The sequence below is a fragment of the Streptomyces sp. TOM-9 genome, from assembly GCF_056858595.1.
In genome coordinates this window covers 8,137,797-8,150,675 of sequence record NZ_JBXEQB010000001.1, presented here as the reverse complement: position 1 = coordinate 8,150,675, position 12,879 = coordinate 8,137,797, and the positions used below count along the sequence as shown (strand labels likewise).

Annotated in this window: 14 protein-coding genes; 10 read left to right on the top strand and 4 right to left on the bottom strand. The window is 73.9% G+C overall.

Annotated features, from left to right (window positions below; all coding sequences use genetic code 11):
• Position 1: 1 nt before the first annotated feature.
• Complete coding sequence (locus AC1VWI_RS37505) at positions 2–424, bottom strand: secondary thiamine-phosphate synthase enzyme YjbQ (RefSeq protein WP_499515485.1); 423 nt, start codon at positions 422–424, stop codon at positions 2–4.
• Positions 425–535: 111 nt separating this feature from the next.
• Between AC1VWI_RS37505 and AC1VWI_RS37500 the strand changes: the two genes are divergently transcribed.
• The 7 genes from AC1VWI_RS37500 to AC1VWI_RS37470 all read left to right on the top strand — a co-directional run bounded on the left by AC1VWI_RS37500 (position 536) and on the right by AC1VWI_RS37470 (position 6,488).
• Positions 536–619 carry a putative leader peptide gene (locus AC1VWI_RS37500; protein WP_354795648.1) on the top strand — a complete coding sequence of 28 codons (84 nt, stop codon included), beginning with the start codon at positions 536–538 and terminating at the stop codon, positions 617–619.
• Between the two features lie 186 nt (positions 620–805).
• Positions 806–1,714 carry an ABC transporter permease gene (locus tag AC1VWI_RS37495; protein WP_499515484.1) on the top strand — a complete coding sequence of 303 codons (909 nt, stop codon included), beginning with the start codon at positions 806–808 and terminating at the stop codon, positions 1,712–1,714.
• Positions 1,687–2,481 (top strand): ABC transporter ATP-binding protein, encoded by a 795-nt coding sequence (locus tag AC1VWI_RS37490; RefSeq protein WP_499515483.1) that lies wholly within the window; start codon positions 1,687–1,689, stop codon positions 2,479–2,481. Before AC1VWI_RS37495 ends, AC1VWI_RS37490 begins: the two co-directional genes overlap by 28 nt.
• 32 nt (positions 2,482–2,513) lie before the next feature.
• Positions 2,514–3,545, top strand: coding sequence for an ABC transporter substrate-binding protein (locus tag AC1VWI_RS37485; protein ID WP_499515482.1), 1,032 nt, complete (start codon positions 2,514–2,516; stop codon positions 3,543–3,545).
• Positions 3,546–3,556: 11 nt separating this feature from the next.
• Entirely contained in the window at positions 3,557–4,774 is a 1,218-nt protein-coding gene (locus AC1VWI_RS37480; RefSeq protein WP_499515481.1) for an LLM class flavin-dependent oxidoreductase, read from the top strand.
• Positions 4,775–4,899: 125 nt separating this feature from the next.
• On the top strand, positions 4,900–5,355 hold the full coding sequence (locus tag AC1VWI_RS37475; RefSeq protein ID WP_499515480.1) for a hypothetical protein: 456 nt from the start codon (positions 4,900–4,902) through the stop codon (positions 5,353–5,355).
• Between the two features lie 11 nt (positions 5,356–5,366).
• Positions 5,367–6,488 (top strand): NAD(P)-binding domain-containing protein, encoded by a 1,122-nt coding sequence (locus AC1VWI_RS37470; RefSeq protein ID WP_499515479.1) that lies wholly within the window; start codon positions 5,367–5,369, stop codon positions 6,486–6,488.
• An 84-nt stretch (positions 6,489–6,572) separates the two neighbouring features.
• On the opposite strand, the gene AC1VWI_RS37465 is transcribed toward AC1VWI_RS37470, so the two are convergent.
• Together AC1VWI_RS37465 and AC1VWI_RS37460 are read right to left on the bottom strand one after the other, a co-directional pair.
• Positions 6,573–7,598 carry a LacI family DNA-binding transcriptional regulator gene (locus AC1VWI_RS37465; RefSeq protein ID WP_499517006.1) on the bottom strand — a complete coding sequence of 342 codons (1,026 nt, stop codon included), beginning with the start codon at positions 7,596–7,598 and terminating at the stop codon, positions 6,573–6,575.
• A gap of 177 nt (positions 7,599–7,775) precedes the next feature.
• The gene (locus tag AC1VWI_RS37460; protein WP_499515478.1) at positions 7,776–8,096 is read right to left on the bottom strand and encodes an L-rhamnose mutarotase; all 321 of its coding nucleotides are present in this window, start codon (positions 8,094–8,096) and stop codon (positions 7,776–7,778) included.
• A gap of 187 nt (positions 8,097–8,283) precedes the next feature.
• Between AC1VWI_RS37460 and AC1VWI_RS37455 the strand changes: the two genes are divergently transcribed.
• The 3 genes from AC1VWI_RS37455 to AC1VWI_RS37445 are packed head-to-tail and all read left to right on the top strand — an operon-like array spanning position 8,284 to position 11,203.
• Entirely contained in the window at positions 8,284–9,048 is a 765-nt protein-coding gene (locus AC1VWI_RS37455; RefSeq protein ID WP_499515477.1) for a (Fe-S)-binding protein, read from the top strand.
• Positions 9,045–10,559, top strand: coding sequence for a LutB/LldF family L-lactate oxidation iron-sulfur protein (locus AC1VWI_RS37450; RefSeq protein ID WP_499515476.1), 1,515 nt, complete (start codon positions 9,045–9,047; stop codon positions 10,557–10,559). Before AC1VWI_RS37455 ends, AC1VWI_RS37450 begins: the two co-directional genes overlap by 4 nt.
• Positions 10,556–11,203 (top strand): LutC/YkgG family protein, encoded by a 648-nt coding sequence (locus AC1VWI_RS37445; protein ID WP_499515475.1) that lies wholly within the window; start codon positions 10,556–10,558, stop codon positions 11,201–11,203. The genes AC1VWI_RS37450 and AC1VWI_RS37445 overlap by 4 nt, the downstream gene beginning before the upstream one ends.
• Before the next feature lie 11 nt (positions 11,204–11,214).
• On the opposite strand, the gene AC1VWI_RS37440 is transcribed toward AC1VWI_RS37445, so the two are convergent.
• Complete coding sequence (locus AC1VWI_RS37440) at positions 11,215–12,870, bottom strand: bifunctional 3'-5' exonuclease/DNA polymerase (protein ID WP_499515474.1); 1,656 nt, start codon at positions 12,868–12,870, stop codon at positions 11,215–11,217.
• Between the last annotated feature and the right edge of the window lie 9 nt (positions 12,871–12,879).

Here is a 12,879-nt window from a genome sequence, read left to right as displayed (position 1 = left end):
TTCAGCCGAGGAAGCTCAGCCGGACCTGTCGCCGCGGGTTGTCGCGGTTGGTGTCGACCAGGACGACGGACTGCCAGGTGCCGAGCTCCAGCCGGCCGCCGATCACCGGGAGCGTGGCGTGCGGCGGGACGATGGCGGGCAGCACGTGGTCGCGGCCGTGGCCGGGGCTGCCGTGGCGGTGGCGCCAGCGGTCGTCGGCGGGGAGCAGGTCGTGGAGCGCGGCCAGCAGGTCGTCGTCGCTGCCCGCGCCGGTCTCGATGACGGCGATCCCGGCGGTGGCGTGCGGGACGAACACGTTGAGCAGCCCGTCGCGTCCGTGGGCGACGTCGTCGAGGAAGTCGGCGCAGGCGCCGGTCAGGTCGTGGACCGTCTCCCGGCTGCCGGTGGTGACGTCGAGGGTACGGGTGGAGAAAGCGTCGGCCATGTGACCATGGTGGCCCACCCGGGAGCCCGCCGCGTGGCGGGGGTGGCGCGGGCGTTCCGAGGGCCGAGACGCCGTTGACGCCATGCGGACGGCCTGGCTACGGTCGTGGACATGTCGCGTCCCGTTCTGCTCACCACGCGCGGTCACATCGACCTGTTGCGGGTGGCCTCCGCCGCCTGTCGCCGCGGCTGCTGACGCTTCCTCACCTCTTTGCGCGCCTTTCGAGCGCGCCGGTTCCGTGCGCCTTTGCGCGCCCTCCCCGCACCGCCCCCGTCCGCGTTCCCGTGATGAGTCGTAGCGCCCACGCCTGCGCCTGACCGGTTCCGCGGACGCAGGGGCGTGCCGCGCCCGCTCACCGCCTCCCCGACGTGGAGCCTTCTCATGAGCATCAGCAAAGCACCACCGGACATTTCCGCCATATCAGCCGACGTCCCTCCTGACGCCGTCCCTTCTGCCGTCCCTTCTGCCGTCCCTTCCACGGCCGCTCCCGAACTGCGCCCCGTGGTACCCGTCTCCGCCCGCCGCCGCTCACTGCCCCGCTGGCTGCGGCGGACCACAGGGCCGCTGCTCCTGCTCGCGGTGTGGCAGGTGCTCAGCACGACCGGTGTGCTGCGGCCGGACGTCCTGGCCTCGCCGGGCACCATCGCCGGCACGGCGGCCGACCTCGTGGCGAGCGGTCAACTGACCTCCGCCATGGCGGTGTCGCTGCAGCGCGTGGTGATCGGGCTGCTCCTCGGCGGCGCGGCCGGCATCGCCCTGGCCCTGCTGTCAGGGCTGTCCCGCCTGGGCGAGGACCTGGTCGACGCGAGCGTGCAGATGCTGCGCGCGGTGCCGTTCGTCGGCCTGATCCCGCTGTTCATCATCTGGCTCGGCATCGGCGAGGCACCGAAGGTCACCCTCATCGCGCTCGGCGTCGCCTTCCACCTCTACCTCAACGTCTACGCGGGGATCCGCGGCGTCGACGAGCAACTGATCGAGGCGGGCACCTCGCTCGGCCTGTCCCGCTGGGGGCTGGTCCGGCACGTCGTGCTGCCGGGCGCGCTGCCCGGCGCGATGACGGGGCTGCGCTACTCGCTCGCGACAGCGTGGCTCGCGCTGGTCTTCGGGGAGCAGATCAACGCCTCCGACGGCATCGGCTTCCTGATGACGCAGGCGCGGGACTTCCTGCGGACCGACGTGATCGTGGTCTGCCTCGTCGTCTACGCCTTCCTCGGCCTCACCGCCGACATCGTCGTCCGCTCCCTCGAAAGGCTGCTGTTGCAATGGCGACCGACCTTCACCGGCCAGTGAGCCACCACGCCGCCGGAACCGACGCCGGAGCCGACGCCACAGCCGCGGCCGGTCCCGCGGCCGTGCGCGTGGCGGGGCTGACCCGCTCCTTCGGCGGCCGGCCCGTCATCGACGGCCTCGACCTCACCCTGCGGCCCGGCGAGTTCACCGCCCTGCTCGGCCGCAGCGGCTGCGGCAAGAGCACGCTGCTGCGTGTCCTGGCCGGGCTCGACCGGGAGATCGAGGGCACCGTGCTGGTGCCGGACAGGCGTGCCGTCGCCTTCCAGGCGCCGCGGCTGATGCCGTGGAAGCGGGTGTGGCGCAACGTCCTGCTCGGCCTGCCGGGCCAGCCCGAACGGGCGCTGGCGGAGGCCGCGTTGGAGGAGGTCGGGCTGCGGCAGCGGTCCGGCGCCTGGCCCAAGACGTTGTCGGGCGGTGAGGCGCAGCGTGCCTCGCTCGCCCGGGCGCTGGTGCGCGAACCCGATCTGCTGCTGCTCGACGAGCCGTTCGGCGCGCTGGACGCGCTGACCCGCATCAAGGCGCAGCGCCTCGTCGCCCAGCTGTGGCAGCGCCGAGGCTGCGCGGTGCTGCTCGTCACGCACGACGTGGACGAGGCCCTGCTCCTCGCCGACAGGGCCCTGGTCATGCGGGACGGGGTCATCGCCCACGACACCCCGGTCGCGCTGCCCCGTCCGCGCGACGTCGGCGACCCCGGATTCACCGCCCTGCGCTCCCGTCTGCTGGCCGAACTCGGCGTCGACGCGCCGACGGCCGCCGAAGCCGCCTGACCCGCCCTCACGAGAAGGACGACGGACCCACCATGAAGACAACCCGGCGCATCGCCCCCGCCCTGCTGCTCCCGCTCGCCCTCCTGCTCTCCGCCTGCGGCGTCTCCTCCGCCGACAGCACCGTGGGCGGCGCCGGTGACGGCACCGACGGCAAGGGCCCGGTCACCTTGAACGTCGGCGACCAGAAGGGCGGTTCGGAGGCCGTCCTGCGCGCGGCGGGCGAGCTCGACCACCTCACGTACCGCATCAAGTGGTCGACCTTCACCTCCGGGCCACCACTGCTGGAGGCCGTCAACGCCAAGGCGGTGGACATCGGCGGGGTGGGCAACACGCCGCCGGTGTTCGCCGCGGGCTCCGGGTCGAGGATCACGGTGGTGGCGGCATCGCACGGCTCCTCCGAGGGCGAGGCCATCGTCGTCCCGAAGGGCTCGGCGCTGAAGCGGCCCGCCGACCTCAAGGGCAAGCGCATCGCCGTCGCCCAGGGCAGTTCCGCGCACTACCAGCTGATCGCTTCGCTGCAGGCCGCCGGGCTGGCGCTCGACGACGTCGACGTCAGCTATCTGCAGCCCGCCGACGCCCTGGCCGCCTTCAGCGGCGGCAAGGTCGACGCCTGGGCGATCTGGGACCCGTACACCTCCCAGGTGCTGCGCGCCAATGGCGCGCGGGTGCTGACCACCGGTACGGGGCGCGTCAACGGCCTCGCCTTCCAGGTCGCCGCACCCGGCGCGCTCGCGGACAAGGCGAAGTCCGCCGCCATCGGCGACTACCTGGAGCGTCTGCGGCGCGCCCAGGACTGGGTCTACGAGCACCCCGAGGAGTGGGCCAAGGTGTGGGCCAAGGAGACCGGGCTGCCGTACGAGGTGGCCCTGGACTCGGTGAAGCGCAGCAACGGCACCCGGGTCTCGGTGGCCGTCGACGACGCGGCCGTCGCCTCGGAGCAGGAGATCGCCGACACCTTCGCGAAGCTCGGCCTCATCCCGCGGCACGTCGACTTCTCCGACTTCGTCGACCGCCGCTTCAACGGCGACCTGCCCGCCTCGACCACCGCCGCACGCACCTACTGAGAGGGCCGCACATGTCCGTGCACCTGCACTGGTTCCTGCCCACCGGGGGCGACGGCCGCACCCTGGTGGACCGGCACGCCTACACCGACGGCGGCGTCAACCGCTCCCGCGTCACCCCTGTCTCCGGGGTGCGGGCGCCCGACATCGACTACCTGGCGCAGATCGCGCGGGCCGCCGACCAGCTCGGCTTCGAGGCCGTGCTGACGCCCACCGGCACCTGGTGCGAGGACGCCTGGCTGACCACCGTCGCGCTGTCGCAGCACACCGAGCGGCTGAAGTTCCTGGTCGCCTTCCGGCCGGGGGTCGTCTCGCCGGTGCTGGCGGCGCAGATGGCGGCGACCTACCAGCGGATCACCCGGGGCCGGCTGCTGCTCAACGTCGTCACCGGCGGGGACTCCACCGAACAGCGGCGCTTCGGCGACCACCTGGACCACGACGCCCGCTACGCGCGCACCGACGAGTTCCTGTCGGTGGTGCGCGGGGTGTGGGGTGGCCGGCCCTTCGACTTCGACGGCGAGCACTACCGGGTGGAGGGCGGACTGACCGCGCTGCCGCCGGACCCGGTGCCGCAGGTCTTCTTCGGCGGCTCGTCACCGGCGGCCGGGCCCGTCGCGGCCCGGCACGCGGACGTCTACCTGACCTGGGGCGAGCCGCCGGAGCAGGTGAAGGCGAAGACCGACTGGATCCGCGCTCTGGCCGAGGCTGAGGGGCGCACGGTGCGCTTCGGCATCCGCCTGCACGTGATCTCCCGCGACTCCGCCAAGCAGGCGTGGGCCACGGCCGAGCGGCTGCTGGACGACCTCGACGAGGACACGGTCTCCGCCGCGCAGGAGGCGCTGGGGCGCAGCGAGTCGGTGGGCCAGCAGCGGATGCTGGCGCTGCACGGCGGCTCGCGCGACGGGCTGGAGATCTCGCCGAACCTGTGGGCCGGGGTGGGCCTGGTGCGCGGCGGGGCCGGGACGGCGCTGGTCGGCAGCCACGCGGAGGTCGCCGACCGGATCGAGGAGTACCACGCCCTGGGGATCGACCACTTCGTGCTGTCGGGCTACCCGCACCTGGAGGAGGCGTACTGGTTCGGCGAGGGCGTCATGCCCGAACTGGCCGCACGGGGGCTGCTCGAGAGGGCGCCCGCCGCACCCCTCCCTGGCGTGCCGGGCGTGCCGGCGGCGAACGGCCGGCCCGCGTCCGCGCCGGGCGGGGCGCCGCTGCTGTTCTCCGGAGGCCGGTGAACGGCGCCGCACGACGGGGGCGGCTGTCCTGATCCGGGCGGCCGCCCCCGATTGGTCTGGACCACTTGCCGTCCCTCGGGATAGGGTCGGCAGCGCCCGCCCGAGCGCCAGAGGGGGACCCCCACGTGTACGCACCGCACCGCGTCGCCGCGCTGGTCGACGTCTGCCTGCTGCCCGTCGGCCGGACCCGCAGACCGCCGGAATGGCTCCGGCGCGGCCTGGAACGGGCCGGGGCGGTCACCGTCGACGTCCCGGCCGCGCTCAGCGGGCCCGCGGTCACCGAACTGCTGCGGGACGAGTTCGGCGACGGCGCGGTCGTGATCAGCGAACCGCTGGACACCGACGAGGTCGTGGAGGGCTGGGGCGTACCGGGCGCGGCCGTCCTGGCCTGGCTCTCGGGCGTGGACCTGCTGCAGCTCGGGCCCCGTTGCGGGGCGGGCGTCCTGGAGGCCATCCGGACCGCGGCCACCCGCGCGGTCGCCGACGGCGACCTGCCGCTGTCCCGCCTGGAGGAGGCCGCCGCGCGGGTGGCCCGGCTGCGGCGCGAGGTGTCCGCGGGAAGCTTCCACGAACGCCCGTAGTTAGTGGAAACGTGAACCATGTGGATGTGGACGTCGCCGTCATCGGGGCCGGGCAGGCCGGGCTCTCGGGTGCGTACTTCCTGCGACGGAACGGGATGCGGCCGGACGAGGACTTCGTCGTCCTCGACCACTCCCCCGGCCCCGGCGGCGCCTGGCAGTTCCGCTGGCCGACGCTGACGTACGGCAGGGCGCACGGGGTGCACTCGCTGCCCGGCATGGAGCTGGAGGGCGCCGACCCCGACCGGCCGTCCGCCGAGGTCGTCGCCGAGTACTTCGACCGCTACGAGCGCACCTTCGACCTGCGGGTGCACCGCCCGGTCGACGTCTCCACGGTCCGCGAGGGCCCGGAAGGGCGCCTGCTGGTCGAGTCCGACGCCGGCACGTGGGCTGCCCGCGCGCTGATCAACGCGACCGGGACCTGGGACCGGCCCTTCGTCCCCCGTTACCCGGGCCAGGAGGCCTTCCGCGGCCGCCAGCTGCACACGGCGGGGTACCGCGGGCGCGAGGAGTTCGCCGGGAAGCACGTGATCGTGGTCGGCGGCGGCACCTCGGCCGTACAACTGCTCATGGAACTCCACGAGCCGGGTGGCGCGGCCGCGACGACCTGGGTGACCCGGCGGCCGCCCGCGTACCACACGGGCCCCTTCGGGGAGGATCAGGGACGGGCCGCGGTGGCGCTGGTCGAGGAACGCGTCAAGCACGGCCTTCCGCCCCAGAGCGTCGTCAGCGTGACGGGGCTGCCCATGACCGAGGCGATGGAGCGCGCCCGCGAGCGCGGCATCCTCGAACGCCTCCCCATGTTCGACCGGATCACCCCGGACGGCGTGACCTGGGCGGACGGCCGCCACGTCACCGCCGACGTCATCCTGTGGGCCACCGGCTTCCGTGCCGCCCTGGACCACCTCGCCCCGCTGCGCCTGCGCGAGCCCGGCGGCGGCATCCGCCTGGAGGGGCTCACCCAGGTCGCCGCCGACCCGCGCGTCCACCTCATCGGCTACGGCCCCTCCGCGAGCACCATCGGCGCCAACCGGGCCGGCCGCAGCGCGGTCCGCGAGATCCGCGCCTACCTGCGGGGACGGGACCGCGCCCTGGACGCGGCCCGGACGCCGGAAGCGGTGGCCGCGGCCGGCTGACGGCCCGGCCAAGATGCGTGGTTCCGGCGGAACGGACCGACCCGAGGGCCGGGCGGACCCCCGGGCCCGGCGCTCCCGGAGGGCTCAGCGGGCGGCGCGGCCGCTCTTGCCGAGGGTGGAGCCCCGGACGACGAGTTCGGGCTGGAAGACGATGCGCCGGTGCTCGTGCTCCTCGGCCGCGTCCCCGGTCTCCTCGATGAGCAGGTCGGCCGCCGCGCGGCCCATCCGGTAAGCGGGCTGCCGCACGGACGTCAGCGGCACCGCGGCCGCCGCCGCGAACTCGATGTCGTCGTAACCGACCAGTGCGATCTCCTCGGGCACCGCGATGCCCGCCGCGTACAGCGCCTGCAGCACGCCCAGCGCGAGCAGGTCGTTGGCGCAGAAGACGGCGGTCGGGCGGTTGGCCATCCCCAGGAGCCGGGCGCCGGCGTCGCGTCCGGAGGGGACGTCCAGACGCTCCGCCTCGATGTGCGCCAGGGACTCCGCGGGGAGCCCGGCGGCGGCGAGCGCGTCCAAGGCGCCCGTGCGCCGGTCCTGGCACTGGGCGAGGTGCATCGGACCGCTGACGTAGACGATGCGTTCGTGGCCGCGTTCGATGAGGTGGTCGACCGCGAGGCGGCCGCCCTCGATGTCGTCCACGGACACCGAGCAGGCCTCGGCGCTCGGCACGACGCGGTCCACGAAGACGAAGGGGATGCCGTGGCGCCGGAAGGAGGCGATGTTCCGGCCGCTGGTGTCCGCGGGCGTCACCAGGACGCCGCGCACCCGCTGCTCGGCGAAGAGCCCGAGGTAGTCGGCCTCCTCCGAAGGGCTCTCGCCGCTGTTGCAGAGCATCACTCCGAGCCCGGTCTCGCGGGCGGCCCGCTCGGCCCCGGAGGCGACGTCCACGAAGAAGGGGTTGGCCATGTCGAGCACGAGCAGCGCGATGATCCTGCTGCGGCCCGCCCTCAGCTGCCGGGCGGACTCACTGCGCACGTAGCCCAGTTGCTCGATGACCGACAGCACGCGGGCACGCGTGTCCTCGGAGACCATGTCGGGCCGGTTGATCACGTTCGACACCGTGCCGACCGAAACGCCCGCCTGCCGGGCGACGTCCTTGATCCCCACCATGCGTGTCACGAGCTCCGCCCTACCTCCTGCCGCCGGCCCGCCGCAGGCCGCGGGTTCATGCTACGCATTCGTGACGGCGTCGGCGCCCACTGTGTCCGGCCGGCCGAACGGCAGCGGCGGAACGGCAGCGTGGCCTCCGGGGCGGGGCGGATCGTCGCGCGGGCTACGGCAGTGGCGTCATGCCAGGTGGAAGACCTCCGTGAGCGGCCGCATGGCCTCGTCGGGCCGGGCTCCGTCCAGCGCCTCGAAGAAGTCCGCCATCTCCGCCTGCCAGCGGGCATTGACGTCGGTCGCCGCCATCGCCTCCTGTGCGGCCGCGAAGTCCTCGGTCTCCAGGTAGCCGACGAGCAGGCCGTCCTCACGGAGGAAGAGCGAGTAGTTGTGCCAGCCGGTGGCGGAGAGGGCGTCCAGCATGTCGGGCCAGACGGCGGCGTGACGCTCGCGGTACTCGGCGAGCCGGTCCTTGCGGACCTTCAACAGGAAACAGACGCGCTGCACGGTCGGCCCTGGCCTCTCGGGTCTGATATGAAAGGTTTCAATCGATGGCAGGGACGTTAGGACACCCCGACATGGCTCGTCAATGGCACGTTCTGCGGCGCGCAGACATCCGATCTCTGCCCCATAGTGCGGGGCGTATACGGCAGTATGAGCCCACGGGTGGCCGTGCCGACCGTGAGGAGGCCGCATGCGCGTAGCACTGTTCGTCACTTGCGTGAACGACACGCTGTACCCCGAGACGGGGAAGGCCGTCGTGACCCTGCTGGAGCGGCTGGGGGTGACCGTGGACTTCCCCGCCGCGCAGACCTGCTGCGGCCAGCCGCAGTTCAACACCGGCTACCGCCACGAGACGGAGCCCCTGGTCAGGCGGTACGCCAAGGCGTTCGAGGGGTACGACTACATCGTCACCCCGTCCGGTTCCTGCGCCGCGATGGTGCGGGACAACTACCCCCGCATCGGCGACCGGGCCCGCGCGGAGGGGCGCGGGGAGGGTCTCACCGCCGTCGCCGCGTCCGTCGTGCCGCGCACCTACGAGCTGACCGAGTTCCTCACCGACGTGCTCAAGGTGACGGACGTCGGCGCCTACTTCCCCTATCCCGTCACCTATCATCCGACCTGTCATGGCCTGAGGATGCTGGGGCTGGGCCGCCGCCCGGTGGAACTGCTCAGCCATGTGAAGGGGCTGGAGCTGGTCGAGCTGCCGGGCGCCGAGGAATGCTGCGGATTCGGCGGCACCTTCGCCGTCAAGAACGCGGCCGTCTCCGCGGCGATGGGCGCGGACAAGGCCCGCAACATCACCTCCACCGGCGCTCGCGCCGTGTGCACGGTGGACAACTCCTGCCTGATGCACATCGGCGGCACCCTCGCCCGGCTCGGCTCCGAGGTCCGGCCGGTCCACCTCGCCGAGATCCTCGCGTCGACCGAGGAGCAGCCCTACGGAGGCATCCGATGAGCGGCACCTACCTGGGCATGCCCGCCTTCCCCGTCGCCGCCGGCGAGGCCGTGCGCAACACAACCCTGCGCGGCAACCTGCGGCACGCCACCCACACCATCCGGGACAAGCGGGCCCGCGCCGTCGCCGAACTCGACGACTGGCAGCAACTGCGGGCGGCGGGCAAGCAGATCAAGGACGACGTGCTGCGCCATCTCGACCACTACCTGGTGCGGTTGGAGGAGGCGGTCACCGCCGCGGGAGGCACCGTCCACTGGGCCGTCGACGCGGACGAGGCCAACCGCATCGTGACGGACCTGGTCCGCGCCACCGGTGAGACCGAGGTCGTCAAGGTCAAGTCCATGGCGACCCAGGAGATCGGTCTCAACGAGGCGCTCGCCGAGGCCGGGATCTCCGCCTACGAGACGGACCTGGCCGAGCTGATCGTGCAGCTCGGCGACGACCTGCCGAGCCACATCCTGGTGCCCGCGATCCACCGCAACCGCTCCGAGATCCGGGACATCTTCAACGAGGCCATGGGCCGCTGGGGCCGTCCGGCGCCCGAGGGGCTCTCCGACTCCCCCGCCGAACTGGCCGAGGCCGCCCGGCTCCACCTGCGGGAGAAGTTCCTGCGTGCCAAGGTCGGCATCTCGGGCGCCAACTTCATGATCGCCGAGACCGGCACCCTGGTCGTGGTGGAGTCCGAGGGCAACGGCCGCATGTGCCTGACGCTCCCCGAGACCCTGATCTCGGTGGTCGGCATCGAGAAGGTGCTGCCGAGCTGGCAGGACCTCGAGGTCTTCCTGCAGCTCCTGCCGCGCTCCTCCACGGCCGAGCGGATGAACCCGTACACGAGCACCTGGACCGGGACCACCGACGAGGACGGACCGCGCGCCTTCCACCTCGTCCTGGTCGACAACGGCCGCACCGACACCCTCGCCGACGAGGTGGGCCGGCAGGCCCTGCGCTGCATCCGCTGCTCGGCCTGCCTCAACGTCTGCCCCGTGTACGAGCGGGCCGGCGGGCATGCGTACGGGTCCGCCTACCCCGGGCCGATCGGCGCCATCCTCACCCCGCAGCTCCGCGGCACGGACACCGCGATCGACGCCTCGCTGCCGTACGCCTCGTCCCTCTGCGGCGCCTGCTACGAGGTGTGCCCGGTCGCCATCGACATCCCGGAGGTCCTCGTCCACCTGCGGGAACGCGTCGTGCAGGGCGGCGAGGCCACCCGGGCGGGCAACAAGGTGACGCTCAGGCCCGCCAAGGGCCACGCGGCCGAGCGGGCGGCCATGCGCGCGGCGCGCTGGACGCTGGACCACCCGGCCGCGCTGCGCGCCGGTCAGCGGCTGGCGTCGCGGACCCGCAGGTTCCACCCCAGCCGGCTGCCAGGGCCCGGGAAGGCGTGGACCGACACCCGGGACGTCCCGTCGGTGCCGGCGGAGTCCTTCCGCGACTGGTGGCGGCGCACCCGGGGGCCGGGCACCGCCGGCGCCGGCAGCGGCAGCACCGAGAGCAGGGAGGGCACCAAGTGAGCACCCGTGACCAGGTCCTGGGGCGGATCCGCCGCGCCCTCGCCGACGCGCCCCACGGGTCGGCACCGGCGCGCGGCGCGGTGGACCGTGACTATCTGCGTGTCCACGGACGGCGGGACGCCGCGCAGACCGCCGATCTGCTGGCCGAGAACCTCGCCGACTACCGTGCCATCGTCCACCGCGCCACCGTCGGGGAGCTGCCCGGCCGCCTCGCCGGCCTGCTGGCCGCGCGCGGCGCCCGCCGGGTCGTCGTCCCGCCCGGCCTTCCGGAGCAGTGGCTCTCGGCGGTGCAGGACGTGGAACGGGTGGCCGATTCCGCGGCGCTGACGGCCCGCGAACTGGACGCCGTCGACAGCGTCGTCACCGGTTGCGCGGTGGCGATCGCGGAGACCGGCACCATCGTGCTGGACGCCGGGCCCGACCAGGGGCGGCGCAGGATCACGCTCGTCCCGGACCACCACGTCGTCGTCGTGCGCGTCCCGGAGCAGGTCGTGGACTCGGTGCCGCAGGCGCTGGAACGGCTGGATCCCGTCCGGCCGTTGACGTGGATCTCCGGACCCTCCGCCACCAGTGACATCGAACTGGACCGGGTGGAGGGCGTGCACGGGCCGCGCACCCTGGAGGTCGTCCTCGTGACGGACTGACCGCGCGCCGCTCACTTGGCGTCCGCGTAGCACTCGACGACATGGGTGTGCAGCGGGAAGGGCACCGGCGTCGGGCCGAAGAGCAGGCGCCGGGCCTCCTCCGCGGACTCCGCGACGGCGTGCTCCACGGCGGGGGCCAGCTCCTGGGGGGTGTGCACGATGACCTCGTCGTGCAGGAAGAACACCAGGTGCGGCCGTCCGTCGAGCGCGGCCAGGCGGCGCCGCAGCGAGGCCAGCACGGCCAGCGCCCATTCGGCGGCCGTGGCCTGGATGACGAAGTTGCGGGTGAAGCGGCCCCAGGCGCGGGCCTGGGCGTCGGTGAGCTCCTGGCGGTCGGCGGACGGCGCCGGTGACGTACGCCCGAGGTGGGACCGGACGACACCGCCGCCCTCGCCGGTGCGGGCGGCGGACTCCACCAGGCGCATGGCGTCCGGGAAGCGGCGGCGCAGGACCTCGAGCAGCGGCCCCACCTCACCGCTGGTCTGGCCGTACATCGCGCCCAGCAGGCCCAGTTTGGCCCGCGCGCGGTCGCCCCCGAACGCGGTGCGCGCCAGGGCCGCGTACAGGTCGCCCTCGGCGGCGGCCGCCGCCAGCCCGGGATCGCCGGAGAGGGCGGCCAGGACGCGGGGTTCCAGCTGGCCCGCGTCGGCGACGACCAGCCGGTGCCCGGGGTCGGCGACCACGGCGGCGCGGATCTGCCGGGGGATCTGCAGGGCTCCGCCGCCGCGGGTGGCCCAGCGGCCGGATACGACACCGCCGACGACGTACTCGGGGTGGAACCGCCCGGCGGGCGCCCACTGTTCACGCCAGGCCCAGCCGTGGGCGCTGTGGATGCGGGAGAGCTCCTTGTAGCGCAGCAGCAACGCGGCGGCCGGATGCCCGACCTCCCTCAGCACGTGGGAGCGGGTCGAGGTGATCCGCACGCCCACGCGCTCGAAGGCGGGCAGCAGTTGGGCCGGCGAGTCGGGGTTCACCGGGCGGCCCAAGGCCTCATGGATGCCGGTGGCGAGCTCGGACAGCACCTTGGGACGGACGCCGCCCGCCGGGCGGGGGCCGAGCAGCCCGGTGAGCACCGCGTCGTGGGCGGCGGCGCTCCAGGGCAGGCCGTCCCGGGCCATCTCGGCGGCGGCCAGGGCGCCGGCGGACTCGGCGGCGGCCAGCAGGCGCAGCCGGTCGGGGTGCTCGGACAGGGCGATCCGGCGCTGGTGGTCGGCGTGCACGGCGACCACCGCCTCCAGCGGGTCGGTGCCCGGCGGCAGATGATGGCGGTCGGCGGCGAAGAGCACCGGCTGGTCGTCGGAGCCGCCTTCGCGCGCGTCGTCCGGCACGGGGAGTCCGCGTAGCCGGGCCCAGCCGGCGCCCAGCGAACGGGGCAGGCCCCAGCGCTCCTCGGAACCGAGCAGCAGGGCCTCGACGAGCTTGAGGTCGTGGCACCGGGCCGGACGGGCCGGGAGCCGCTCCAGCAGCGGCGGGTAGATCTCGTCGGTGGCGGCCCACACCCAGCGCGGCGCCTGCCGGGCCTCGCGCTCGGCGACGGCCTCCACGAGGTCGCCGACGGTCTGCGGGGGTCCGTCCGCGGTGCCGTCCTCGCGCAGCGCCTGCAGCCGCCCGCCGGTCCCCAGGGGGTCGGCGACGACGGCGACGGACGGGCTCCTGTGCGAGGTCACCGTCCGAGG